The sequence below is a fragment of the Arthrobacter sp. CAN_A214 genome, from assembly GCF_015751955.1.
Classification (GTDB): Bacteria; Actinomycetota; Actinomycetes; order Actinomycetales; family Micrococcaceae; genus Arthrobacter_D.
Window position 1 is genome coordinate 26,893 of sequence record NZ_JADOUU010000001.1, and the last position, 23,741, is coordinate 50,633.

At 66.7% G+C, this 23,741-nt stretch carries 21 protein-coding genes; 10 read left to right on the plus strand and 11 right to left on the minus strand.

From position 1 onward, the window contains the following. The first annotated feature begins 62 nt into the window (after positions 1-62). Together IWX65_RS00105 and IWX65_RS00110 are read left to right on the plus strand one after the other, a co-directional pair. Complete coding sequence (locus tag IWX65_RS00105) at positions 63-827, plus strand: LysM peptidoglycan-binding domain-containing protein (RefSeq protein WP_196880465.1); 765 nt, start codon at positions 63-65, stop codon at positions 825-827. Between the two features lie 25 nt (positions 828-852). Further along, a complete protein-coding gene (locus tag IWX65_RS00110) occupies positions 853-1,407 on the plus strand; it encodes an Rv3235 family protein (RefSeq protein WP_334683553.1) in 555 nt (184 codons plus the stop codon). 4 nt (positions 1,408-1,411) lie between these two features. On the opposite strand, the gene secA is transcribed toward IWX65_RS00110, so the two are convergent. From secA to mtrA, 7 genes are all read right to left on the minus strand, one after another. Further along, positions 1,412-4,153 carry a preprotein translocase subunit SecA gene (gene secA, locus IWX65_RS00115; protein ID WP_196880466.1) on the minus strand — a complete coding sequence of 914 codons (2,742 nt, stop codon included), beginning with the start codon at positions 4,151-4,153 and terminating at the stop codon, positions 1,412-1,414. Positions 4,154-4,245: 92 nt separating this feature from the next. Next, positions 4,246-5,457: a winged helix-turn-helix domain-containing protein gene (locus tag IWX65_RS00120; RefSeq protein ID WP_196880467.1), complete on the minus strand. Its 1,212-nt coding sequence runs from the start codon at positions 5,455-5,457 to the stop codon at positions 4,246-4,248. Between the two features lie 67 nt (positions 5,458-5,524). Beyond that, positions 5,525-6,256 (minus strand): ribosome hibernation-promoting factor, HPF/YfiA family, encoded by a 732-nt coding sequence (gene hpf / locus IWX65_RS00125; protein ID WP_196880468.1) that lies wholly within the window; start codon positions 6,254-6,256, stop codon positions 5,525-5,527. Positions 6,257-6,363: 107 nt separating this feature from the next. After that, positions 6,364-7,359: a ComF family protein gene (locus IWX65_RS00130; RefSeq protein ID WP_196880469.1), complete on the minus strand. Its 996-nt coding sequence runs from the start codon at positions 7,357-7,359 to the stop codon at positions 6,364-6,366. A gap of 142 nt (positions 7,360-7,501) precedes the next feature. Continuing rightward, complete coding sequence (locus tag IWX65_RS00135) at positions 7,502-9,133, minus strand: LpqB family beta-propeller domain-containing protein (RefSeq protein WP_196880470.1); 1,632 nt, start codon at positions 9,131-9,133, stop codon at positions 7,502-7,504. A gap of 88 nt (positions 9,134-9,221) precedes the next feature. Then, positions 9,222-10,955, minus strand: coding sequence for an MtrAB system histidine kinase MtrB (mtrB, locus tag IWX65_RS00140; protein ID WP_196880471.1), 1,734 nt, complete (start codon positions 10,953-10,955; stop codon positions 9,222-9,224). A gap of 1 nt (position 10,956) precedes the next feature. Next, a complete protein-coding gene (gene mtrA, locus IWX65_RS00145) occupies positions 10,957-11,634 on the minus strand; it encodes an MtrAB system response regulator MtrA (RefSeq protein WP_196880472.1) in 678 nt (225 codons plus the stop codon). 195 nt (positions 11,635-11,829) lie between these two features. Here mtrA and IWX65_RS00150 point away from each other — a divergent pair, with 195 nt between their 5' ends. From IWX65_RS00150 to IWX65_RS00175, 6 genes are all read left to right on the plus strand, one after another. Beyond that, positions 11,830-13,110 (plus strand): glycerophosphoryl diester phosphodiesterase membrane domain-containing protein, encoded by a 1,281-nt coding sequence (locus IWX65_RS00150; protein ID WP_196880473.1) that lies wholly within the window; start codon positions 11,830-11,832, stop codon positions 13,108-13,110. Continuing rightward, positions 13,110-13,769 carry a DUF4129 domain-containing protein gene (locus IWX65_RS00155; protein WP_334683583.1) on the plus strand — a complete coding sequence of 220 codons (660 nt, stop codon included), beginning with the start codon at positions 13,110-13,112 and terminating at the stop codon, positions 13,767-13,769. The genes IWX65_RS00150 and IWX65_RS00155 overlap by 1 nt, the downstream gene beginning before the upstream one ends. Next, on the plus strand, positions 13,766-15,037 hold the full coding sequence (locus tag IWX65_RS00160) for a DUF4350 domain-containing protein (RefSeq protein ID WP_196880475.1): 1,272 nt from the start codon (positions 13,766-13,768) through the stop codon (positions 15,035-15,037). Before IWX65_RS00155 ends, IWX65_RS00160 begins: the two co-directional genes overlap by 4 nt. After that, the gene (locus IWX65_RS00165) at positions 15,034-16,032 is read left to right on the plus strand and encodes an AAA family ATPase (protein WP_196880476.1); all 999 of its coding nucleotides are present in this window, start codon (positions 15,034-15,036) and stop codon (positions 16,030-16,032) included. Before IWX65_RS00160 ends, IWX65_RS00165 begins: the two co-directional genes overlap by 4 nt. A 10-nt stretch (positions 16,033-16,042) precedes the next feature. After that, entirely contained in the window at positions 16,043-17,335 is a 1,293-nt protein-coding gene (locus IWX65_RS00170) for a DUF58 domain-containing protein (RefSeq protein ID WP_196880477.1), read from the plus strand. Between the two features lie 62 nt (positions 17,336-17,397). Further along, positions 17,398-18,069 carry a DUF4166 domain-containing protein gene (locus IWX65_RS00175; RefSeq protein WP_196880753.1) on the plus strand — a complete coding sequence of 224 codons (672 nt, stop codon included), beginning with the start codon at positions 17,398-17,400 and terminating at the stop codon, positions 18,067-18,069. Here the strand turns inward: IWX65_RS00175 and IWX65_RS00180 are convergent. Genes IWX65_RS00180 through IWX65_RS00195 form a run of 4 tightly spaced genes read right to left on the minus strand, consistent with a single transcriptional unit; the run spans position 18,066 to position 21,955 of the window. Then, positions 18,066-19,070, minus strand: coding sequence for a hypothetical protein (locus tag IWX65_RS00180; protein ID WP_196880478.1), 1,005 nt, complete (start codon positions 19,068-19,070; stop codon positions 18,066-18,068). The two genes, IWX65_RS00175 and IWX65_RS00180, sit on opposite strands and share 4 nt — an antisense overlap. 16 nt (positions 19,071-19,086) lie before the next feature. After that, positions 19,087-19,536 (minus strand): chorismate mutase, encoded by a 450-nt coding sequence (locus IWX65_RS00185; protein ID WP_196880479.1) that lies wholly within the window; start codon positions 19,534-19,536, stop codon positions 19,087-19,089. Positions 19,537-19,592: 56 nt separating this feature from the next. After that, positions 19,593-20,735, minus strand: a complete 1,143-nt coding sequence (gene mnmA, locus IWX65_RS00190) for a tRNA 2-thiouridine(34) synthase MnmA (RefSeq protein WP_196880480.1) — start codon at positions 20,733-20,735, stop codon at positions 19,593-19,595. Continuing rightward, the gene (locus tag IWX65_RS00195; RefSeq protein ID WP_196880481.1) at positions 20,732-21,955 is read right to left on the minus strand and encodes a cysteine desulfurase family protein; all 1,224 of its coding nucleotides are present in this window, start codon (positions 21,953-21,955) and stop codon (positions 20,732-20,734) included. The genes mnmA and IWX65_RS00195 overlap by 4 nt, the downstream gene beginning before the upstream one ends. Before the next feature lie 66 nt (positions 21,956-22,021). On the opposite strand from IWX65_RS00195, the gene folP reads away from it, so the two are divergent. Both folP and IWX65_RS00205 read left to right on the plus strand, forming a co-directional pair. Continuing rightward, entirely contained in the window at positions 22,022-22,963 is a 942-nt protein-coding gene (folP, locus tag IWX65_RS00200) for a dihydropteroate synthase (protein ID WP_334683555.1), read from the plus strand. Beyond that, a complete protein-coding gene (locus IWX65_RS00205) occupies positions 22,960-23,733 on the plus strand; it encodes a pyrimidine reductase family protein (protein ID WP_196880482.1) in 774 nt (257 codons plus the stop codon). Before folP ends, IWX65_RS00205 begins: the two co-directional genes overlap by 4 nt. The last annotated feature ends 8 nt before the right edge of the window (positions 23,734-23,741 follow it).

The window sequence follows — 23,741 nt, forward strand, 5'->3', positions numbered from 1 at the left end:
TGTAGACAAATGAAGTCAAACAGTATCAAACTGGTTAATAACAGGGGCAATGGAGGTCGGGCATGAAAGCAGTTTCAGTGGATACGGCATGCGGCGCTGCGGGGCTGATGGTAGGCACGCTCCTGTGGTGGTCCGGGACACGCCTCGCCGGCAGTGCGTCGCCTGATCCGGCAGCAGGGATTGAGGAGATACTTGGCATCGGCTGTTCAGTGGCCGGCCTCGGCATCATCACCTGGTGGATGTTCGCGGCGGCCGCGGCAGTGATGGCGCAACTCCTTGCCACCAGCGGGCACCGAGACGCAGCTTCGATTGCCGCCCGTTTCTCACCAGCCTTCATGAGGCGCCTGGCGGCAGCCGCACTGGGAGTGAACCTGCTGGCCGTTCCGGCGTTGGCAAATGCAGCACCGCTTTTCGAGTCAGCCAGCACCCTGCAGAGGTGGGAGACCGTTCATTCCGGAGGAAGCACCTCCGGGAGCCCGACCGGGAACGAAGCCGCGGAAGCGGACGCCTCCGCAGGGGACGAATCAGCGGGACCGGATGTCACCCCTTCCTGGAAGCCCCTACCGTTCCCGTCCGGCGGCGGACTGGTGCTCCGCACCGACACTGCACGAAGTCCGGACAGCATGGCTGGAGGGGCCGGCGAGGTCATCGTGAAACCGGGCGACTCCCTGTGGACCATCGCTGCGGCCCACCTCGGTGCGTTCGCCACCGACCTCGAGGTGGCAGGGGCCTGGCCTTCCTGGTACGTCGCGAACAGGGAGGTTATCGGGGGAAATCCCTCGTTGCTCTTCCCAGGTCAAATCCTTCGAATTCCCCCAACACCCTGAGTCGCCAGCGAAAGGAACGAAAATAATGTCGGTCATCACCCGCCTGCAACCCATCGAAGCCGTGGATTCGGCCGCCGTGAGCGGCGGGCCGAGGCCAGTACTTCTGGGCCAGGCCCGGCAACCCCGCCAGCACGCAGTGTCCGTCGTTGTTCCCCCTGCGGCGTCTTCGGTTCCGGTGGCTGGGAATGCAACTACAGATGATGAGGATCCCCTGGATGCACGCGTTTGCGGAATCGCGCGCTCGGTCGCCCAAGGATCTCTCGAGGTCCTCGGAGGAACGCGGCCCCTGCAGCAACTGGCGAAGTGGCTGGACCCGGACAGCTACGAACGCCTTCAACTCCGGGCCAACCTCATCCGCTGCATCGCCGCAGAACGAAGTGGGACGGGACTACCGGGACAGCACCCGGCATTCCGGGTGCACCGGAATGTCGTCGTCCGTTCTGTTCGGGTATGTTGCGTCAAACCCGCCGCCTACGAGGCTGCGGTAGTGGTTTTTGACCAGAAACGGGTCCGCGCCGTTGCCCTTCGCATTGAGCAACGACGCGGATCGTGGAGGGTCACTGCCCTCGAGATCGGTTGAGGAGTCAGCTCTTCCTCCGCTTGGCCGCGGAGCGCTGGTCGCCCCTGGCCTCACCCTTCGCCCCGGGACCCGGCTTTTCAGTCCCTGAACGCTCGACGTGGGTTTCAACCTCACCCTGCGCATTCGGGGCGGAGAAGTTCAGGCTTGCCGGCTTTTCAGGAGCATCGAGCCCGGCAGCCTTGATCGTGGGCGACTGGATAAGTCCCCGGGCATCCTTCACGCCCGGCAGGCCCGTGGTCGCGGGCGCCGTCACCTCGACGTCGAGATTGAACAGGTACCCGACGCTTTCTTCCCGAATGGCTTCCATCATCGCCTGGAAGAGCACGAAGCCCTCTCGTTGGTACTCGACGAGCGGATCCCTCTGGGCCATGGCGCGCAGCCCGATACCCTCCTTGAGGTAGTCCATCTCGTAGAGATGCTCCTGCCACTTCCGCCCGATCACGGAGAGCACCACCCTGCGCTCGAGTTCGCGCATGGTCTGTTCGCCGAGCGCCTGCTCCCTCGCCCCATAGGCCAGCTTCGCATCGGAGAGTATCTCGGCGTGCAGGAAGTCGCGGGTGATCTTCGACTTGCCGCCGGCTTCCTCGACAACCTCATCGATGGTCAGGGTGATCGGGTACAGGGTCTTGAGGTTGGTCCAGAGCAGCTCGTAGTCCCAGTCGTCCCCGTGACCCTGCGCCGTCGCTTCATCGACCATCGCTGTCACCACGTCCTCAAGGAAGTAGCCGACCTTTTCCTGGAGGTCGCCGCCCTCGAGGATCCTCCGGCGGTCACCGTAAATGGCCTCGCGCTGACGGTTGAGGACGTCGTCGTACTTCAGGACGTTCTTGCGCTGTTCCGCGTTCCTGCCTTCGACCTGCCCCTGGGCGTTCTCGATGGCCTTCGACACGAGCTTCGACTCGAGCGCGACGTCGTCGGGCATGGTCGAACTGTTCATGATGCGCTGGGCGCCGCCGGAGTTGAAAAGCCGCATCAGGTCATCCGTCAGCGACAGGTAGAACCGCGACCGCCCCGGGTCGCCCTGCCTGCCCGAACGCCCACGCAGCTGGTTGTCGATGCGGCGTGACTCATGCCGTTCGGTGCCCAGGACGTAGAGTCCGCCCAGCTCGCGGACCTCCTCCTGCTCGGCCTCCACTGCGTGCTTGGCAGCCTGGATCGCGACGGTCCACTGAGCCTCGTACTCCTCGGCGTTCTCGGCGGGGTCAAGGCCCCGCTTCTCGAGTTCCGCCACTGCATTGAATTCCGCGTTGCCGCCCAGCATGATGTCGGTTCCGCGGCCGGCCATGTTGGTGGCTACCGTGACGGCTCCCTTGCGCCCGGCCTGGGCCACGATAGCGGCTTCCCGTGCATGGTTCTTGGCGTTGAGCACCTCATGGCGCACACCGGCTTTGGCAAGCTGCTTCGACAGGTACTCGCTCTTTTCGACGCTGGTCGTACCCACCAGGACAGGCTGCCCGCTCTCGTGCCGCTCGACGATGTCCTTGACGACGGCGTCGAACTTCGCGACCTCGTTCTTGTAGATGAGGTCGGACAGATCCTTGCGCGCCATTTCGCGGTTGGTGGGGATGGGTACGACGCCGAGCTTGTAGGTGGACATGAACTCCGCGGCTTCGGTCTCCGCGGTGCCGGTCATTCCGGAAAGCTTGTCGTACAGGCGGAAGTAGTTCTGCAGCGTGACAGTGGCCAGGGTCTGGTTCTCGGCCTTGATCTCGACGCCTTCCTTGGCCTCGATCGCCTGGTGCATTCCCTCGTTGTAGCGCCGACCGGCGAGGATGCGCCCGGTGTGCTCGTCGACGATCATCACTTCGCCGTTGAGGACCACATAATCCTTGTCGCGCTTGAAGAGTTCCTTGGCCTTGATGGCGTTGTTCAGGAATCCGATGAGCGGCGTGTTGGCGGACTCGTAGAGGTTGTTGATGCCGAGATAGTCCTCGACCTTCTCGATGCCGTCCTCCAGCACACCGACGGTGCGCTTTTTCTCATCCACCTCGTAGTCATGGTCGATCGTGAGGCGTTTGACGACCTTGGCGAACTCGTTGTACCAGCGGTTCACGTCCCCGGAGGCCTGCCCGCTGATGATGAGGGGTGTCCGTGCCTCGTCGATCAGGATGGAATCGACCTCGTCGACGATCGCGAAACTATGACCGCGCTGCACCAGCTCGCTCGCGCTCCAGGCCATGTTGTCCCGGAGGTAGTCGAATCCGAACTCATTGTTCGTGCCGTAGGTGATGTCCGCGGCGTATTGCTCGCGGCGCGTCGCAGGGTCCTGTTTGGAAAGGATGCAGCCGCTCGTCAGGCCGAGGAAACGAAAGACGCGTCCCATGAGGTCCGACTGGTATTCGGCCAGATAGTCATTGACGGTGACGATGTGGACGCCCTTGCCCGCCAGCGCGTTGAGGTAGGCCGGGGCCGTCGCGACGAGCGTCTTGCCTTCACCGGTCTTCATTTCGGCGATATTGCCCAGGTGCAGCGCTGCCCCGCCCATCAGCTGGACGTCGAAGTGCCGCAACCCGAGGGTTCTGCTGGAGGCTTCGCGAACAGCGGCGAACGCTTCGGGAAGCAGTGCATCGAGCGACTCCCCCTCCTCATGGCGTTTCTTCAGCCGGTCTGTTTCTCCGCGCAGCTCCGCGTCGGAGAGTTCGCGGAACTCGTTCTCGAGGACATTGATCGCATCAGCGTAGTTCCGGAGTTTCTTCAGTGTCTTCTTATCGCCGGTACGGAGAACACGTTCAAGAAGTGATGGCACTGGTTTTCGCTCCCAATCTAAGGCTGCCCAAATATGGCGTGTTCAGTCTACGTGCTAGACGCTCACTCTCTCGTTTCAGTTCCGCGCAGTCCTCAGGCCGTGTCGATCGCAGCCCGCAAAGCGGCGGAAAGATTGCCGGATTCCCCGACCACCACACTGCCCAGGCCCATCCAGGCCGCCATCAGCAACAGCTCCGTGGCCAGTTCGACGGCGGTGTCGGCGGGTGCTTCGGGCTCGGCATGGCTTGCCCGCACCAGCAGCCTTCCGGAGCTGCGGTCGGCTTTGAGATCCACCCGAGCGGCCATGGTCTCGCGGAGGAGGAAGGGCAACACGTAGTAGCCATAGCGGCGCTTCGGGGCCGGTGTGTAAATCTCTATGCGGTAGTGGAAACCGAAGAGCGCCTGTAGCCGTGAACGCTCGAACACCATCGAATCGAAGGGACTGAGCAGTGCCCTGCCCGCCGCGCGCCGCGGCAGGACCGCCGATGATGAGACGAACACGGGCTTGTTCCACCCGTCCACCTCCACTGCCCGGACGATGCCCCGGGCCTCGAGGAAGCGGATCGCCTCGGTCGTCTCCCGGACGGGGGTCCGGAAGTAGTCGGCTATGCAACGCGCGGTCCCGATGCCGAGGGCACCGGAGGCTCGTTCGGCGAGGACCTGCAGTGCCTCCTGCGCGGGGATGCTGGAGTCGGCAAGAGCCGGATGAGGCAGCACCGATCGTACCGGCCCGTATTGCCGCTCGAACTGTGCACTTCGCCCCGCTGCACCGATTTCGCCCCGGCCGAAGAGGTCCTCCAGCACTCGTTTCACGGCGCTCCAGTTCCACCCCCAGCCGTCGGTCGAACGGACCTCCTCATGGCCCAGTTGGTGCTGGATCTGGGTTGCGGTGAGTGCAGGGCCGGATCCGAGAAGATCGAGGACTTTGGGCTCGAGGTGGTTGCGGAGTTCCTGGTCCATTTTCGACGCGCCCATCCAGGTGCGCCGCTGCCACGGGCGGAGGTAGGGAAACAGTTCCGGATCGATGAAACTTGCTTCGTGGGCCCAGTACTCCACCAGCCGGCGCGGGTGCCTGGTGGACAGCCGATCGAGCACTCCGGTGTCGTAACTGCCGGCACGGGAGAACACCGGCAGGTAGTGGGATCTCGAAAGGACATTCACCGAATCGATCTGGAGCAGTTGAAGCCGGCGTGTGATTCGGGAAACTGCTGCCGGCGAGACCGGCCCTTCCGGTCGAACCCTTGCGAGCCCCTGGGCATTCAGGGCGATCCGTCTCGCCTGCGAGAGACTCAGGCGCGCGGTCACCGGGTCGAACCTTTCTCCGCACACGTCGTGTGCGGAGAAAGGTTCGAAGCGGTTTCAGGCCGGTCCATCAGGCTGAGGCAACTGCTTCCGTTGCGCGGTAGGCGAGCACTTCCTCACGGGGCTCTTCTGTCCCTTCGGCGCATTTCGCGTCGAGCGTGATGACGCCGTACGTCCACGCCTGCCGGCGGTATACGACCGAAGGCGCGCCCGTGGCCGAATCGACGAAGAGGTAGAAGTCGTGGCCCACGAGTTCCATGTTGTCCACCGCATCATCGAGCGTCATCGACGCCCCGGAGAACACCTTCCGGCGGATCAGTACCGGCGAATCCCCGGCTGGGAGATCATTCGGCGACTCGTAGGCGTCAGCCGGGGCCGAAGCGGCAGCAGTCGGCTCGACTTCATCGGCCCGGGTCTCCAGGTAGAGCGGCTGTCCCGTGCTTGCGGGCTCCAGATCCGCAGTCGCCTCGCGAACGGCGACGGGAGTGTGGCGTCCGTGGTGGATCTTCCTGCGGTCGCGCGCCCTGCGCAAGCGCTCGAGGAGCTTGTTGTAGGCGAGGTCGAAAGCGGCGAACTTGTCAGCTGCGGATGCCTCGGCGCGGACTACCGGCCCCCTGCACAACACCGTGAGTTCGACGGTCAGGGAGGTATCCGCCATGCGGGCGCTCAACTCCTTGGTGATCTTCGCATCCACCCTCTGGACCTTGTCTCCGAGCTGCTCGATCTTGTCGAGCTTTTCCGTCGCGTACTCGCGGAACCGGTCGGATATTTCCAGGTTTCGACCATTGATCACAAATTCCATGGTGCCCTCCACTTCGCTAAGGTGATGCAACACCGGCCGGGAACGGAGTTGCTGGCCGGTGTCGATGAGTAACGCTCGTCATCGTGCTACCCATACTTCACGGTAGTTCACCCGGGTTCTTTATTCATCCCTGCGTGGCCCGATTTTTCTTGTGGTGCGGAAGGAGTTTGCTTCATAGCAGCGGGTGGACGCGCAGCCGCGATGACGACGGCGCCTGCCACATCCGCGCCCGCCGCGCGTAGCGCCCGTGTCACTTCCGCCACTGTCGCACCGGTGGTGAGGACATCATCGATCACAAGGCAGGCCCTACCCCCCAAGCGGCCACGAATTCCGGGCGAGACAACCATCGAACCTGCTACCTGACGCTGCCTGCCCCGCCGCCCGAGGCCTTTCTGGCCGCCGCCGGCAGCTCTGTTGCGCACGAAGGCAGCAAAAAGAAGCACTGTCCTGACCGGCAGCGGGCGGTCGCCCACGCGCTGCCAGGCGGACGCCGGTCTGACGGCGACGACGACGCGGGTGCCTGCCGGAAGCTCGCCGCGTTTCACCAGGCCCTGCAGCACGAGGCGGAGTGGGTCGTAGCCGCGCCGCCGAATGGAGGCTGACCTCCCGGGAACAGGCACGAGGAAGTAGTTGCAGGCGGCCGGCTCTCCTTGCACCGTTGCGCACGCGGCATGCAGCGCGCCCGCCAACGCAACGGCGAGGGGTCGTTCGAGGTCGGTGTGGCCGTGGTTCTTGAAAGCGAGCACCGTGCCGGCAACGGACCCCGCGTAGACCCCGGCCGCTGTGACCGGCAGGGGAACGAATTCCTGAAGTTCACCGGTCCGGGTGGAATCCGAGTGTCGACCCGCGCGCCGGGGCTCAAGATACCCCGGAAGGGACTCCGCGCCGGCTTCGGCTCGGAACGGCCGAACGGTAGCTCGCCGGAAATCGGCGAGGCAGGCACTGCACAGGGACTGGTCCCAGGCACCGCATCGAATACAAGCCGTGGGAAAGATCAGTGACCAGAAGCTCCCCGTAGCCTCAGCGCACACTTGCCAGGCAGGTGCCAGCACAAGCCGGTCCGCTGCTTTGAGGATCCATGCCTTGAGGACCACCGGAACCATGGCTCAAGGATCGCAGGCCGGTCGGTGAGTCAGGACGTCGATTCGCCCATGGGGACAAGCGCGCCACCCGACGAGGCCGCACTCGGGCCGCCCGTGACGAATCCGTCAGGCGGTCCGCGCGGCGAATCAGGCGTCCGCCGTGTCAACCGGGGAAGGCAGGGTCCTGGATATTCTGCGCGTCCTCGGTCCACGCACTTCCCAGCCGCCGCAGCAGCAAGTCACCGACCTGGGCGTAGAAGGCATCATCGACGTTGCTGCCCGCACTGATGTTGACGACGCCGGTGAGTGGGTTCATCAGTTCGCTCGACCCGCTGAGTTCGTGGATGACGGGGACGGATGTGGCTGCTGCGGAGGCGCCGGATGCAACGATCGTCGTGTCGCCGGCCCATTTGGCTGTGTCGATGTCTCCCTCGACCGTCAACGTGAGCGGGGCGTTGAAGGACTGCGGCACGAACTCGGCGGAACGGGTGATACCGGCCAGGAGCACTTCCGTAACACCTGCCCGCTCGGCAACGAGCAGGGCACGGGCGCCATCCCGCGAGATCCTCAGTTCCCGCACGATGCGATCGGCGAGCCACGGCGCAGAAACGATGACGGCGTTCGCGCCCGTTCCGCCCGGAGGGACGGCGACTACCTCGGTCCCCTGATCGGAGGCACCACCCGTGACGGACCGTGCCGTCCACACCCAGTTGCCCGGATCGAAACTCGGCGCAGTCAGGCCCGTACCTTCGGCGGCAAGACGCACCTCACTGCCAGGGGCAGTGGCGAGCAGCCTGGTCCCATCCCCTGACAGGAACGCATAGTTGCTGCCCGACACCGACGTGGCCGGGTCTTTCGGCCCATAGGAAGCGACGGAGGGGAGATTATCGATGGGCACCACTGCTCCGTTGCGGAGGGTCACGAGTTCGTTCGCGGAAACTGCCACCTGCTCATTGCCTACCGGAGGATTGAGCACCGGCACCACGAGGTCCTCCTCGGGCTCATCCAGCGGAATGGGCTGCCCCGCAGTCATTTCCACGCTCGTGACGTCGTTGAGTCCGACGAGATTGGTCTGTAGTTGCTGCTGCATCTGTTCCAGACGGAGCTCGGTGGCGTCCTCGAGTACCTCCTCCGAAAGTTCAACTGATGCCACCCCGGACCGGATCGGCACTGATTCGCGTGCGAGGGTCACTCCCTCGGGAAACGCGCTCGTGACGGAACCCTGGAGGTACGGCGCAGGGCCGGCGAGCATGGCCTGGACAATGCGCGCCGTCACTCCTGTCCGACGGACGAACCAGCGGACATCCGGTACCCAGTACAGGTAGTTGCTGCTGTAGAAATACAGTGTGTGGGAGATCGTCAGGGCGCGCGCGTTGCTCTCGGTGATCAGGATGCCGTCGGGGATCTCGCTGATCCTCCACTGCCCATCGACCTGGACCATCTCGGCAGTGATGGTTTCGCTCGAGGGCAGGAGCGAGTTCGTCCGGACGCCCTGTTCGTCGATGGTGCCGGTGGTTTCGAGCTGGATCAGGTAGGGACCCTCCTCCTCGTCGCCGCGCTGCACGATACGCGGATCCGCGCGGAAGATGACGATCCGGTTCTCCGGTTGCCAGGAAGCGGCAAGGGCGGGGGTCAAGTACTGTCGGGCGACGCTGTAACCATCCCCCGCGCCGGTACCCGCAGTGATGAAATCCTGCAGTATCCGCTCGGGGGCCGCACCTTCGGACGGACCCTCGGGCGAGAATTCCTGGGCGGAAATTCCTTCGTCCTCTGCGGCGGCGGTTATGGTGCTCACCGGGCCGCTCCTCGGAATGGCCGAGCAACCGGCGATGGAGAGTACGACAGCAAGTACCATGGCCGGCGCACCCTGCCGGGAGAACCTGTCAGGGGATCTCATTGGTCTCCTCCTCAGGGACACTGCGACCTGCAAGAACCTCCACCGGGGCGTCCGGAGGCACCCCACCTGACGGCACCCCGCCCGGCGTGGCGGCCCGGCGCGGCGGCAGCGACAAGGGTGATACGTTCACATCGCTGCCCTGACGCCTCGGAAGGGTCAGCCGAAAACAGGAGCCATCGCCCGGCGCGCCCCAGGCCTGCAGCCAGGCTCCGTGAAGCCGTGCATCCTCGGCGGCGATGGAGAGCCCGAGTCCGCTCCCACCGGTAGTCCGGGCCCGGGCGGGGTCGGCCCGCCAGAATCGATCGAACACCCGGGACGCCTCCGTCGGCGTCATCCCGATGCCGTGGTCCCGAACTGCCACGGCCACCGCATCGGGCCCTGACGCTATGTGGATGTCGATCGGTTTCCCTTCGCCGTGCTCCAGTGCGTTGACCAGGAGGTTTCGCAGGATGCGGTCGATCCTCCGCGAATCCACTTCCACCACGCAGCTGGTTTCCTCGGACACGATGGCAACCACGGACCCGGAGTTGTCGGCGAGCGGCTCCGCACCGGCGATCACATACCGGACGATCTGGAAGATATCAGCCGGCTCGGGCTCGAGGACTGCAGCGCCGGCGTCGAACCGGGATATCTCCAGCAGATCCGCGAGCAGGGACTGGAACCGCTCCACCTGGTCGAACAGGATCTCGGCGGACCGCTTGTTGACTGGATCGAAATCACGGCGCGCATCGAAGAGAACCTCGGCAGCCATCCGCACCGTCGTGAGGGGAGTCCGCAGCTCATGTGACACGTCCGAGACGAAACGCTGCTGCATCTGGGACAGCTGGGCCAGCTGGGTGATCTGGTCCTGCAGGTTGGCAGCCATTCGGTTGAAGGAAGCACCGAGCCGCGCTACCTCGTCCTCTCCGCGCACGTCCATCCGCTCCTGCAGTTGACCCGCTGCAAGCTTCTCCGACACGAAGGCCGCGTGGCTGACCGGACGCACCACACTGCGGGTCACGAACCAGGCCACCGCACCGACGATCGCCAGCAGGGCAGTGCCTGCCGCCCACAGCACCCGGTGGATGTCGTCGAGCGTTCCCTGCATGGAGGAGAGGTCGTAGTAGATGTACAGGGCATACACGGTGCGGTCGGGCGGCAGCGTGACCTTCGTTCCGAACGCCACTCCCGGCGCATTCCGCCGGCCCGACTGTTCTGACACCGGAATCTCGATCGGCGCCCAATACTGGTCGTTCCCCGCGATGATGGCGTCGGTCATCTCCTGAGGGATGAGCGCTGAGGCGGCAGCGCCTTCAACGCTCGCGCGCGGCGGCACGAAGTAGCCCTGCTGGCCGGGCAGCGGCGTCAGGATCCACTGCCGGGGAGCGTCTGCACCTGTGCCGGTGAGACCGGTCAACGTGTCGAGGGCGAGCCGGTCGGTGGTTTCCCGGTCGGTCGCCGGTGTCTCGCTGAAAACAGTCTTGACGTCCGCCAGCGCGTTCGTCGATTCCTCCTGGAACTGTCCGAACCGTTCCACGTAGAGGGCGCTGGCAACCCGGTTGGAGAGGAATCCCCCGACGACGGCGAACGCGACGGAGGTCAGCAGGATCGTCGCGACGACGGTACGGAATTGCAGCGACCTCCGCCAGCGGCGTGCGACGGAGGCGCCGCCGGTCCGGAGCGGCTCGTACCAACGCCGGGTCCGGGCAGGGCGTTGCGCTGGATCCGCCGACGTGCTCAAACTATCCTTGACCCGCCTTGTACCCGACTCCGCGTACGGTCAGCACAATCTCAGGCGCTTCCGGGTCCCGCTCGATCTTGGAGCGCAACCTCTGGACATGGACATTGACGAGCCGGGTATCCGCAGCGTGCCGGTAGCCCCACACCTGCTCGAGCAGCAGCTCTCGGGTGAAGACCTGCCAGGGCTTCCGTGCGAGCGCCACCAGGAGGTCGAATTCGAGCGGCGTCAGGGAAACGCGGACACCTGCCCGGGTCACGGAATGCCCGGCGACGTCGATGCTGACGTCTCCGATCTTCAGCGTCTCGGGTGCCCGCAGGTCCCCCGGGCGCAGCCGCGCACGAACGCGGGCCACGAGCTCGGCCGGTTTGAACGGCTTGGGAACGTAGTCGTCAGCACCCGATTCAAGGCCGCGCACGACGTCGGACGTGTCGGACTTCGCGGTCAGCATCACGATGGGCAGATCGGACTCGTTGCGGATCTGCCGGCAGACCTCGATGCCGTCCAGTCCCGGCAGCATCAGGTCGAGCAGGACCAGGTCGGGTTGGGTGGCCTGGAAGATACCGAGTGCCGCGGCCCCATCAGCGCAGAACACGGGATCAAAACCGTCGTTGCGCAGCACGATCCCTATCATCTCGGACAGGGCTTCGTCGTCATCAATCACCAGAATTCGAGCCTTCATAGCTCAATAGTCTCCCATCGGGGCCGCAATGTCCCATTGGCTCGACACCCAGCGCGCCGCGGACCCGGGAGGGGCGGGCGGAGGACAGTCACCGGCGGCCTGCAGTGATCCGCGGCCCATCCCCGCAGGATGCGGGGGCTGAAACTATAGTTCAAGATGACAGAGGTAGGCGGCGCTCGCTTCCAGGGGGACATCATGGGCAATTATCCGCAGGACGGCCCTCCCGAGGACGCCGCCTGGCAAGCTCCGAACGCCCTGCCGTCCCCTCCTGCAGGGCCGGATCCGAACCGGAACTCCTCCCCCGGCGGAAACGCCGGTCCCGCGAACCAGCCCTATGGCCATCCGTCTCCCCCTGCAGACCAGTGGGGGCAACCGCCGCAGTGGCCCGGCTACGGGCTCCCGCAGAGCGGGCAGAACTGGCAGAACGGGCAGAACGGGATGTACCTCGCTCCCCCGAAGCCGGGAGTGATTCCGCTGCGTCCCCTCGGTCTGGGGGAGATGCTCGACGGCGCTTTCCAGGCCTGCCGGCGAAACCCCCTGGCCACCTTCGGCAGCGCGATCCTCTTCCAGGCGATCGTGACCGTGGTGACGGTGCTCATGACCTCGGGATTGTTCGCGGCACTCGACCAGCTGGACCCCGAGACCGCCTCCACCGAGGAGCTCGGCGGGTTGTTCGCGACACTCGCATCCTTCACCTCGGTCATCACGGTGGTATCCGCGGCCGGGCTGCTGATCCTTCAGGGGGTCCTCGTGATCCCCGTGGCGCGAGCGGTCCTCAACCAGAGGACCGGCTTCAGCCGGATGTGGAAGCTGGCGGGCAGGAGAATACTGCCGCTGATCCTGCTCGGGCTGCTGCTCGCTGTCCTGACGGCCGTCGTACTCGGCGTTTTCGTCCTGATCTCCGTGGGTCTCGCCGTCGCTCTGGAAGCTATCTCGCTGTGGATCATCATTCCGCTGTTCTTCGGCGTCGTTGCCCTGGGAATCTGGCTCGGCATCAAACTGGTGGTGGCACCGGCGGTCCTCATGCTCGAAGGCACAGGCCCGTTCGCCTCCCTCAAACGCTCGTGGGTACTGACGCGCCGCAACTGGTGGAGGACGTTCGGCATCGTCGTCCTGACCAGCATCATCGTGACGATCATCGCCTCGGTCATCTCCGCTCCGCTCGCGTTCCTTCTTCCGCTCCTCTTCAGCTTCGGCGATTCCCCGCTGGCCATGGGTTCGGACTTCTCCAGTTCGCTGCCCCTCCTGCTGGTCACCCAGGGCATTACCGCGTTCTTCACCGCCATCGGGTACGCCTTCCAGGCCGGCGTGACCGCGCTGCTCTACATCGACCTGCGGATCCGTCGCGAAGGGTTCGACGTCGTCCTGATGAAGGAGCATGAGCAGGCCGGAAACGCACCCGGCGATGCCCTCCCGGGCGCATCGGCGCATTTCGGCCATGGATCCTCCGGCGGGCCCGGGAAGGAAGGATCGTGATGGTCGACCCGACCCATTCGGACCTCCTCCCCGACGCCGACGAAGCGCGTGGACTTCTTGACGAAGAACTCGCGAAGTCCGTCTATCAGGAAGCCCAGCCGACCCTGCTGGAGCGGCTGATCACCAGCGTGCTGGACTGGCTGGAGACAAGCTTCTCGTCCCTGCAGGGGCTCGACGCCGGCGCCGGCACGATCGTGCTGGCGGTAGGCGCGGCCGTGCTGATCCTCATCGCCGTTGTGCTGGTCCGGCCGCGACTCAACGCACGCGGCGCCCCCGCCGGGTCCGGCGTCTTTTCTGGAAGCCAGGTCCGGACCGCGGCAGGGCACCGAGCCCGCGCGGAGGCGGCCGCGGCCTCCGGGCACTGGGACGAGGCCCTGACGGAGAGGCTACGGGCCATCATCCGGTCGGCCGAGGAACGGGTCGTCCTCGACAGTCGGCCCGGGCGGACCGCCTCCGAAGCGGCGCTGCAACTCGGGGAGGCCTTCCCCCGCCCCTCCCCGGAGATCGAGTGGTTGGCCAACCGCTTCAACGAGGTGCACTACGGTCACCTCCGGGCGTCAGCCGACGACCAGCAGCGTGCAGCGACGCTGGATGGCCTGCTCGAAGATATGCGTCCTTCGCCGGCACTCTCTCCGACCGTTCCGGTAGCTCCTCGATGAGCAGCGCGGCACGACCTCCCGCTGCTGCGGCCCATGCGTCTCCCGCTCCGGTGGCCGCTCCCCGGCCGGATGCCGATGACCGTCCCGGCGGAGCGGCCTCCGCAGCGGAGGTGATGGGGAACGGCGCCACCGTCCTCGACACGGCCCGCAGGCGGTTCCGGTGCTCGCTGCCGTTCCTCCTGCTCACGCTGGTGGTCGCCGCCGTCGTAGTGCTGACCACACTGACACGATCCGAGGAGGACACCCGCCCACTGTCCCCGGGCAATGCGTCACCCGGCGGGTCGCGCGCCCTGGTCCAGGTACTCCAGGACCAGGGCGTCCGGGTGGTTCGCCCGGGATCGTACGCGGAAGCGCTCGAGAGCCTGTCGGAGGGCACCACGCTCTTCCTTTCCGACCCCGACCGTTGGCTCAACGACGAGCAGCTCGCCGGGTTCACCGGCGCCTCGGCCCGCATCGTGCTCGCCGCACCGACGGAGGACCAGCTGGACGTCCTCGCTCCCGCCATCAGCACCGTAGGTCCCCTGTCGGACGAACCGGACACGGTCCGGGCGCAGTGCGAGGACGACGACGCCCGCGCCGCCGGCAGCATCACCAGCGGCGGAAGCGGCTATTCAGGACCATCCGAATGCTTCCCGGCGGCGTCGATGACCGACGGAAGCGCCGGCAGCTCCTACGTCACCACGGCGAACCAGGACACTGCAGTGATCGGAAATGCGGACGTTCTCACCAATGAGGGAATCTCCGATGCGGGCAACGCCGCACTGGCGCTACGGGTGCTCGGCAGCGAACCGGTCCTGGTCTGGTACCTGCCCACCACCGCGGACCTGGCGACCACCGGAACCCCCGTCGATGCCCGGAACCTGCTTCCGGACTGGGTCAATCCGCTCATGGTGTGGCTCCTGATCTGCTCGGGAATAGCGATTCTCTGGCGTGGACGGCGCCTCGGTCCGCTCGCGACCGAGCCGCTCCCCGTCGTCGTCCGCGCCGCTGAAACGGCAGAGGGCCGTGCGAGGCTGTACCAGGATTCGAAGTCGGTGCAGCATGCGGCGGCGAACCTGCAGGCTGCAACCCTGAGTCGACTGGCAAGACGCCTGAGGTTGCCGCATTCGAGCACGCGCAGCGAGGTCATCGACGCCGCGGCGGTTCGCACCGGGCGTCCACGGCCCGACCTGGCACGGATCATCGACCGCATTCCAAACGGCAACCGGGAACTCGTGCAGTTCTCGCAGGAACTTCTCGATCTTGAAAAGGAGATCAACCAGCAATGAATCCGAACAACGGCCTCCAACAGGAACACGCCCCTCTTCTGGACATCGAGCCCGCGCGCCGTTCCCTGCTCGACGTCCGGACCGAGGTGGGAAAGGCCATCGTGGGCCAGGATGCCGCCGTCACGGGCCTCCTGATCGCACTCCTCTCGGATGGGCATGTCCTCCTCGAGGGGGTGCCCGGCGTCGCGAAGACCCTGCTGGTAAGGACGCTTTCCACGGCGCTGAGCCTTGAAACGAAACGCGTCCAGTTCACACCCGACCTCATGCCGGGGGACATCACGGGATCGCTGATCTACGAGGCGCGGACATCCGAATTCACTTTCCGGGAGGGGCCCGTCTTCACCAACATCCTGCTCGCGGACGAAATCAACCGGACGCCGCCCAAGACGCAGGCCGCGCTGCTCGAAGCCATGGAGGAGCGGCAGGTATCGGTGGACGGGGTGTCACGGGCGCTTCCTACGCCGTTCATCGTTGCCGCAACGCAGAACCCCGTGGAATACGAGGGCACCTATCCCCTGCCCGAAGCGCAACTGGACCGCTTCCTGCTCAAGCTGACGCTTCCCCTGCCCGGGCGGGACGACGAGATCGAGGTGATCCGCCGGCACAGTGAGGGCTTCGATCCCCGGAACCTGTCGGCCGCCGGTGTGCGGCCGGTGGCCGGCGCGGAAGACCTCGACGCCGCCCGCCGTGCCGTGAGCCGGGTGGCGATCGCTCCTGAGGTCGTGGCGTACATCGTGGACCTCGTGCGGGCGACCCGCGTGTCGCCGTCGTTCCAGCTCGGAGTGTCCCCGCGCGGCGCGACAGCCCTGCTGAGCACGTCGCGATCGTGGGCATGGCTGTCGGGCCGATCCTTCGTGACCCCGGACGATGTGAAGGCCCTGACGCTTCCCGCACTGCGGCACCGCGTCGCACTGAGGCCCGAGGCCGAGATGGACGGCGGAAGCGTGGATGACGTGCTGTCGGGGATCCTCGCCACCGTTCCGGTACCGCGCTGACGGTCAGGCCATGGTCATCACCGGGAGGCTCCTGCTGCTCGCGCTGCTCGGCGTCGTGCCCGTTATCGTGTACCCGGGAAGCACCGCGATCCTCCTCTGGCTCCTGCTGCTGGCTGCCGGGGTGGCAGTGGACCTTGCACTCGCCGCTTCTCCCCGGAAGGTGGGAATACGCCGTGACCTGCCGGGCAGCGTGCGCCTCGGTGAGCAATGTGCCAGCACCCTCCTCGTCCGTAATGACAGCTCCAGGATGTTGAGGTCAACGCTCCGCGAGGCGTGGCAGCCTTCGGCCGGCGCCGTCGATCCTGAGCAGCAGCTTTCCGTGCCGGCCGGTGAAACGCGGCGGATGGATATCACGTTGGTGCCCGAGCGCCGGGGCATCCTCGGCGTAACCGCAGTGACCATCCGCAGCAGCGGCCCGCTGGGCCTGGCCGCCCGGCAGGTCACCGTACCGGCGCCGGGAAGCCTCCGGGTCCTGCCACCGTTCCACTCCAAACGTCATCTTCCGTCGAAGCTCCGCCGGTTGCGCGAGCTGGACGGCCGCGCTGCCGTACAGATCCGGGGTGGCGGGACCGAGTTCGATTCGCTGCGCGACTACGTCCGCGGAGACGACGTACGCTCCATCGACTGGCGGGCGACCGCGCGGAAACGGGACACCGTGGTGCGCACCTGGCGTCCGGAGCGTGACCGGCGCGTGGTGATCGTGCTTGACACCTCCCGGACCTCAGCGGCCCGTATCGGCGATGAGCCGCGGCTGGACACCGGGATCGAAGCCGCACTGCTACTGGCAGTCCTCGCGCAGCGCGGCGGCGACAAAGTGGACTTCCTGGCGTTCGACCGGCGGCGGAGGGCCCGCGTCGATTCGGCGGCGAAAGGCAACCTGATCAACGCCCTGGTCACGACAATGGCCCCCCTCGAGGCCGAACTCATCGAGGCCGACTGGTCCCGCATCCCCTCCCAGATCCGTTCGATATCCGCGCACCGGTCACTGGTCGTGCTGTTGACCTCCCTCGACTCCGGCTCGGTGGAAGAAGGCCTTCTGCCGGTCCTTTCGAGCCTGACGGCGCAGCATGTGGTGGTGATCGCCTCCGTGCGGGATCCCCACCTCGAGGAGATGCGGTCCCAACGGGCCACGGCATCGGATGCCTTCCGCGCGGCCGCCGCCGAGCGCGCACTGCTGGACCGGGAGGCCGTCACCGCTCATCTCCGGCTCCTCGGCGCGGAGGTGGTGGATGAGAGTCCCGGCGATCTTCCGCCGAAACTCGCCGACGCGTACATCCGGCTCAAGGCTGCAGGGCGGCTCTGATCCCGTCCGGCCACTGGGGTCGACGGGCGTGGCAGACTGATTTTCGAGAAGAGGGAGCTGGAATCGTGCGATCTATTTATCAACATGTCCTGGGTAGGGAATTCGCGAAGCTGCAGCCGGAGCTCCAGGAGTACTTCGGGCTGCACGCCGGCAGCGGCGCGTTCGGGATCGGGGAAGGCACGTTCGACGTCGCCGGGTGCCCTGCCTGGTTCGCGCGGCCCGTTTTCCGACTGACCGCTCTGGAGAACGCCTTCTTCCCCGAATATTCCAGCCGCGTGCCGTTCACCATCCGGAACTACGCGCACCTCGACCCCTTCGGCCGGCCCGCACTGACGGCACGGCGGGAAATCGATTTCGGCACGGTCCGGCGGCTCTTCGAGGACACCACCTCCCTCAGCGGCAACCGGTTGACCGATTACGTGGGCCGCCACCGCCGTATTGCCACGGCGCTCACCTGCTCGGTCACCGAGGACGGCCGCATGCGCATGGTGTCCTCGGCCACGCGCCTCTATGCCGGGGTCCGCATCCCGGTACCCGACGCCGTCGGGGCCCTTGCCTACATGGAGCAGTGGTGGGACGCGGACAGCGGACGGTTCCGGATCAGCACCCGCGTGGTTCACCGGCAGCTGGGCACGCTCCTGGTCTACGCGGGTCCTTTCGACTACCGCCTCGAGCAATCCGACGGCACCCTGCCTCTTGGTGCCCAGCCACTCAGGTGGGAGGAGCGGACCTAGCCTTCCGCACGCACCTGGTTCAGGGCGTCGGCCGCCTGGGCGAGCCGGGTCAGGGCAAGCCGGGCCGTCGCGGGGCTCAGTGCGGCCAGACCGCCGACGGGTACGAGCGTCAGCGCGTCGAGCGCCGACAGCGGCAGGCCGATCCGCTGCCACGGATCCAGGATGGTCCGGACGACGGCGCTCACCTGCGACAGGGAACCCGCTACCGGAAGCACGCCGGTCCATAGTTCCCGGCCCGCCTCCACTGCCTCCGCCAGTCGCTCCCATTGCCGGTCGCTGATGCCCGGAACCCCAAGAGCGAGGGCTTCGGCCGGGCTGGACAGTGCGGCATCGAGGACGACGTCGTCCGCTGGTATGGCAAGGACCGTCCTGGGGGAACCTGCTGACCGGAGCGCCGCGTGGAGGAGGCCCCAGGCGTCGGTTGCCTCGCGCCGGTCGATGGCCCGGAGCGTCCGGTACCCGCTCGCGGTGGGAATCCGGCCGGCGAGGACGGCATCGACGTCGGGCTCGTCCAGTTGCACGACGGGTGCGGCACCGCGCGAGACCGCCGCGATACGCTGCACCAGCCGCGCGGCTCCCACGGCCAGCGACTCATAGATCTCACGCCGCGCACCGGCATCGAGCAGTGCGCGTTCACCGGAGTGCAGGTGCACGTCGGCTGCCAGCGAGAGGGGACCCCTCAGGTGGATCTTGATCCGCCCGGCCGGTGCCTCCTCGGCCCCCGCGATATCGCCGAGGGCGTTGATGTCGGAGGACAGCGCGGACTCTGCCCGTCGCTGGTCCCGGCCGGGGTGTGCAACGAGGCGCCAGCCGTGCGGCTGGAGGTCGAACGGCAGCTCGACCAGCATCGCCAGCGTCCGCCCCAGTGCGTCGCTGCCCGGGCCGCGGTCCGGCAGCGCCGCCAGGAAGGGTAGGTGCGGGTCGCCGAGCTCACCCCGGATGATCCGCTGAGCTTCGAAGGGATCGGATCCCGGCCATTCGCCGAGGGCGGTCGCTGTCACTCCATGCGTCGAGGAATCAGCTTTCAAGGTGCCCCCCGGAGTGGTCAGCGGAGTGGCCAGCGGCGGTTTCGTCGGTGTCGCTGTCCGACGAGCCAGGATCTGCCGGGGCATCCCGTGCGTTCCGGGTGTCGGAGATGGCCTGATGGTGCCGGATGACTTCGGAGATGATGAAGTTCAGGAACTTCTCAGCGAAGGCCGGGTCAAGGTGGGCTTCCTCGGCGAGCGCGCGAAGCCGGGCGATCTGGGCCGCCTCGCGGTCGGGGTCTCCCGGGGGCAGGCGGTGCTCGGCTTTGAGGTGGCCCACGCGCTGGGTGGCCTTGAATCGCTCGGCCAGCAGATAGACCAGCGTCGCGTCGATGTTGTCGATGCTGCTGCGCACGGAGAAGAGTTCAGCCAGGACCTCGGGGGCCACATCCCCCGCCAGGGAGCTCGCCGTCGGATCGAAGCCACTGTTGGTATCAGACATGCACCCAGTCAAGCAGATGGGGACCGGCGCCAACCAACTGCGACGCCGGCCGGGCCTCAGTTTCCGGCTGCCGCCAGTTCAGGCCGAAGAGCGGACCGTGCCGAGTCGATAGTGGCCTGGCCGAGGACCCGCGACCCCTGGTACAGGACCACGGTCTGTCCCGGCGCCACACCGCGCATCGGTTCGATCAACCGGACCACGAGCTCCTGCGCGCCGTCAGTCGCGGCTTCCACGAAGGCCCGTGCGTCAACCGGGTCACCATGGGCCCGGACCTGCGCCATGCAGGGGAATTCCGCGCCGGAGAAGACCTCAGGGATCGGCACTCCGGCCCATGACACCTTGATGCCCCGCATCTCGTCGATTGCCAGCAGATGTTCCGGACCCACCACCACCGTGTTGTCCTTCGGCCGGATCTCCAGCACGAAGCGCGGTTTGCCGTCCGCAGCGGGAGTGCCGAGTTTCAGGCCCCTGCGCTGCCCCACGGTGAAGGCGTTCGCTCCCGGATGGCTCCCGATCGTAGCTCCATCGACGTCGAGGATGCTGCCCTCGCTCATGTCGATGCGCTCCTCGAGCCAGCCGCGGGTGTCGCCGTCGGGGATGAAGCAGATGTCGTGGCTGTCCGGCTTGTTGGCGACCGACAATCCGCGGCGCTCGGCCTCGGCCCGCACCTCGGCCTTCGACGGCGTCTCGGCGAGCGGGAACATCGAGTGCTTCAGCTGCTCGGAGGTGAGGACGCCGAGGACGTAGGACTGGTCCTTCGCCCAGTCGGCTGCCCGGTGCAGCTCGGGGTTGCCGTCCGCGTCCTCGATGACCTTCGCATAGTGTCCGGTGCACACGGCGTCGAAGCCGAGTGCAAGCGCCTTCTCGAGCAACGCGGCGAACTTGATGCGCTCGTTGCACCGCATACACGGGTTCGGGGTGCGGCCCGCTGCGTATTCGGCGACGAAATCGTCCACCACATCGGCCTTGAAGCGTTCCGAGAAGTCCCAGACGTAGTAGGGAATCCCAAGGATGTCGCAGGCACGCCAGGCGTCACGGGAGTCCTCGATCGTGCAGCAGCCGCGGCTCCCGGTGCGCAGCGTCCCCGGCATGCGGGAAAGCGCGAGGTGGACTCCGACGACGTCGTGCCCTGCCTCCACGGCTCGCGCCGCAGCGACCGCTGAATCGACTCCGCCGCTCATGGCTGCCAATACCCTCATGAGAAACCAGTTCCTGCCGTTCGAATGGATGATGCGGTGCCGGCCATGCCAGCGGCGCGGGCGCGCCCGTACGCCCCCGGCAGCGCCGCCACCACTGCGTCAACGTCACCGGGGGTCGATGTATGCCCGAGGCTGAACCGCTGGGCGCCCCGTGCCTCCTCCTCGGAAAGCCCCATGGCCAGGAGGACATGGGATGGGCGGGGCACTCCCGCGGTGCAGGCGGACCCCGTGGAGGACTCGATGCCCGCCAGGTCCAGGAGGAACAGCAGTGAGTCACCCTCGCACCCCGGGAACGTGAAGTGGGCGTTCCCCGGGAGCCTCGCGCCTACCGGCGCGGGGTGGCTCACGCCCCTGAGTACCGCGTCGGGCACTGCCCGCAGGACGCCCTCGATGAGGCGGTCGCGCAACGCCGCGAGGCGTGCCGCCTCAACCGGCAGGTGGGCGACGACGTCGTCCGCGGCCGCCGCGAACGAGGCGATGCCCGCGCCGTCGAGCGTTCCCGACCGGACATCGCGCTCCTGACCGCCGCCGTGCTGCACGGGGGTGAGCGCGACCGACCGTCCGACGAACAGCGCTCCCACACCCACCGGACCACCGATCTTGTGGGCGCTGACGGCCATGGTCGCCAGCCCGGAGTCCGCGAAGGACAGCGGGAGGGAACCGAACGCCTGGACGGCGTCGGAGTGGACGGGAACATTGTGGGCCGCCGCCATACCGGTGATTTCCGGAATTCTCTGGACCGTGCCTACCTCGTTGTTGGCCCACATCACCGTCACCAGGGCCACCGACCCGGAATCCGCCTGCAGCTCGGCCCGCAGCGCCTCGAGCGACACCACGCCCTGGGCATCCACGGGAAGCCATGTCACCCGGGCGCCTTCGTGGCGCTCGAGCCATTCGACGGTGTCCTGGACGGCGGGGTGCTCGATCGTTGAGCACAGGATGCGCGTCCGCCGCGGGTCCTCGTCCCGCCGTGCCCAGAACAGGCCTTTCACCGCGAGATTGTCGGCCTCGGTACCTCCGGAGGTGAAGATGACCTCGGACGGATGGGCGCCTGCTGTCCGGGCGAGAATCTCCCGGGCATCCTCCACGGTGCGCCGGGCGCGGCGGCCGGAGCCGTGCAGCGACGACGGATTGCCGCTGCGGGAAAGTTCGAGCGTGAGGGCGGCGAGCGCTGGCGCCGAGATAGGCGTGGTCGCCGCGTGGTCAAGGTACACGGGCATCCTGCAATTCTACCGGTGCGGCCGGTGCACGCGGAGTCGTCCGGTCCCTCTGGTAGAAATACCCCTGTGGACAGCGAAGCAGGAACTCCCCCGACAGGCAGGTTCGTTCCGGTGCTGCGGCATCCGGTGCAGGCTTTCGGCGCGAAGGTCCTGGACTTCGACCGGCAGGTAGCGCTGATGGCGGTGATCAACCGCACTCCCGATTCGTTCTACGATTCCGGCGCCACCTTCGGGCTGGACGCCGCGATCGAGGCGTCCCGAACAGCGGTCCGGGACGGCGCGGACTGGATCGATATCGGCGGCGCCCCGTTCTCGCCCGGCTCCCCGGTGTCTGCGGCGGAGGAGTCAGCGCGAATTGTCCCGGTCATCGCCGCGGTGCGGGAGGTCTCCGATGTGATCATCTCCGCCGACACCTTCCTCCCCGAGGTCGCCGAAGCTGCACTCGCCGCCGGCGCGAACGTCATCAATGACACCACGGGGCTCCGGAACCCGGATCTGGCCGCGGTGGTGGCCGCAGCGGGTGCACACCTCGTCATCACCCACAGCCTCGCCGAGCCCCGGACTGTGTACCCCCGGCCGACGTACGACGACGTCGCCCGCGACGTCGCAGAGTTCCTGCTGCGGAAGGTGGATACCGCCGTGGACCTCGGCATCCGGGAAGACCGCATCCTCCTCGATCCGGGGCACGACCTGAACAAGAACACCCTGCATTCGCTGGAGATCACCCGGCGGTTCTCCGAGATCGCAGCGCTGGGCTTCCCGACGCTAGCGGCGGTCTCGAACAAGGACTTCATCGGGGAGACCCTGGACAAGCCGAAGCGCGAGCGGGCCGAAGGGTCGCTGGCCGCCGCCGTCATCTGCATCCTCGGCGGCGCACGGGTGGTGCGGATGCACGATGTCGCGGCATCCCGTGCTGCCATCGACCTCACCGAAGCAGTGTTCGGTTGGCGGCAGCCTGCCTATCTGCGCCATAACATGGGCAACTTCAATGAACCGGCAGCTCCATGATCACTTCCCTCCTAGCCGGTGGATCCGCCGGGCTGACCGACGCCGACCTGATGCGCCTCTACGCCTATCCCGACGCGCAACCGGACCCAGCGTTTCCCGGAACCGGTCACCCCTACGTTCGGTTCAACTTCGTGGCTGCGGCGGATGGCTCGGTCACGAGCAACGGACTCTCTGCCGGTCTCGGGAACGACGGCGACAAACGCATCTTCCGCCTGCTGCGCCGGCTTCCCGACATCATTCTGGTCGGTGCCGGCACCATCCGAGCCGAAGGCTATGAGGGTGCCCTGGTCGACGACGAGGGCCAGGCTTGGCGACGGAGGCAGGGGCTTCCGGCTCACCCCGCACTCGGCATCATCTCCGGTTCACTGAACCTCGACCCGTCCAGTGGGTTCTTCTCGAAGGCACCCGTCCGGCCCGTGATCTTCACAAGCGGCTCGGCGCCTGCCCCGCAGCGGAACGCACTGTCCCGCGTGGCCGACGTCGTGATCTGCGGTGCCGCATCCGTCGAGACGGCGGCGCTCCTTCATTCGCTTGCCGACCGGGCCGTCCCCAAGGTCCTGTGCGAGGGCGGGCCCTCCGTGCTGGGTGCCCTGACGGCATCCGGCGCCGTCGACGACCTGTGCCTTTCCATCAGCCCACTCCTCGCCGGTGGTGAGGGGCCCCGGATTTCCGTAGGAGAGGCACCGGCCAGCCCCGTGGCACTTTCCCTCGCGTCGCTCCTGACCGAGGATTCAGCCCTGTACATTCGATATGTGAAGGCGCGGACCTAGCGCTGGAT

Bases quoted from the DNA above. Each gene is read 5' to 3' on its own strand.
- IWX65_RS00160 (WP_196880475.1), top strand. From the start codon at position 13,766: ATGAGCAGCGCGGCACGACCTCCCGCTGCTGCGGCCCATGCGTCTCCC.
- IWX65_RS00195 (WP_196880481.1), bottom strand. From the start codon at position 21,955: ATGCCCGTGTACCTTGACCACGCGGCGACCACGCCTATCTCGGCGCCA.
- IWX65_RS00105 (WP_196880465.1), top strand. From the start codon at position 63: ATGAAAGCAGTTTCAGTGGATACGGCATGCGGCGCTGCGGGGCTGATG.
- mtrA (WP_196880472.1), bottom strand. From the start codon at position 11,634: ATGAAGGCTCGAATTCTGGTGATTGATGACGACGAAGCCCTGTCCGAG.
- IWX65_RS00150 (WP_196880473.1), top strand. From the start codon at position 11,830: ATGGGCAATTATCCGCAGGACGGCCCTCCCGAGGACGCCGCCTGGCAA.
- IWX65_RS00165 (WP_196880476.1), top strand. From the start codon at position 15,034: ATGAATCCGAACAACGGCCTCCAACAGGAACACGCCCCTCTTCTGGAC.
- IWX65_RS00155 (WP_334683583.1), top strand. From the start codon at position 13,110: ATGGTCGACCCGACCCATTCGGACCTCCTCCCCGACGCCGACGAAGCG.
- hpf (WP_196880468.1), bottom strand. From the start codon at position 6,256: ATGGAATTTGTGATCAATGGTCGAAACCTGGAAATATCCGACCGGTTC.
- IWX65_RS00110 (WP_334683553.1), top strand. From the start codon at position 853: ATGTCGGTCATCACCCGCCTGCAACCCATCGAAGCCGTGGATTCGGCC.
- IWX65_RS00130 (WP_196880469.1), bottom strand. From the start codon at position 7,359: ATGGTTCCGGTGGTCCTCAAGGCATGGATCCTCAAAGCAGCGGACCGG.
- IWX65_RS00205 (WP_196880482.1), top strand. From the start codon at position 22,960: ATGATCACTTCCCTCCTAGCCGGTGGATCCGCCGGGCTGACCGACGCC.
- IWX65_RS00170 (WP_196880477.1), top strand. From the start codon at position 16,043: ATGGTCATCACCGGGAGGCTCCTGCTGCTCGCGCTGCTCGGCGTCGTG.
- mnmA (WP_196880480.1), bottom strand. From the start codon at position 20,735: ATGAGGGTATTGGCAGCCATGAGCGGCGGAGTCGATTCAGCGGTCGCT.
- IWX65_RS00185 (WP_196880479.1), bottom strand. From the start codon at position 19,536: ATGTCTGATACCAACAGTGGCTTCGATCCGACGGCGAGCTCCCTGGCG.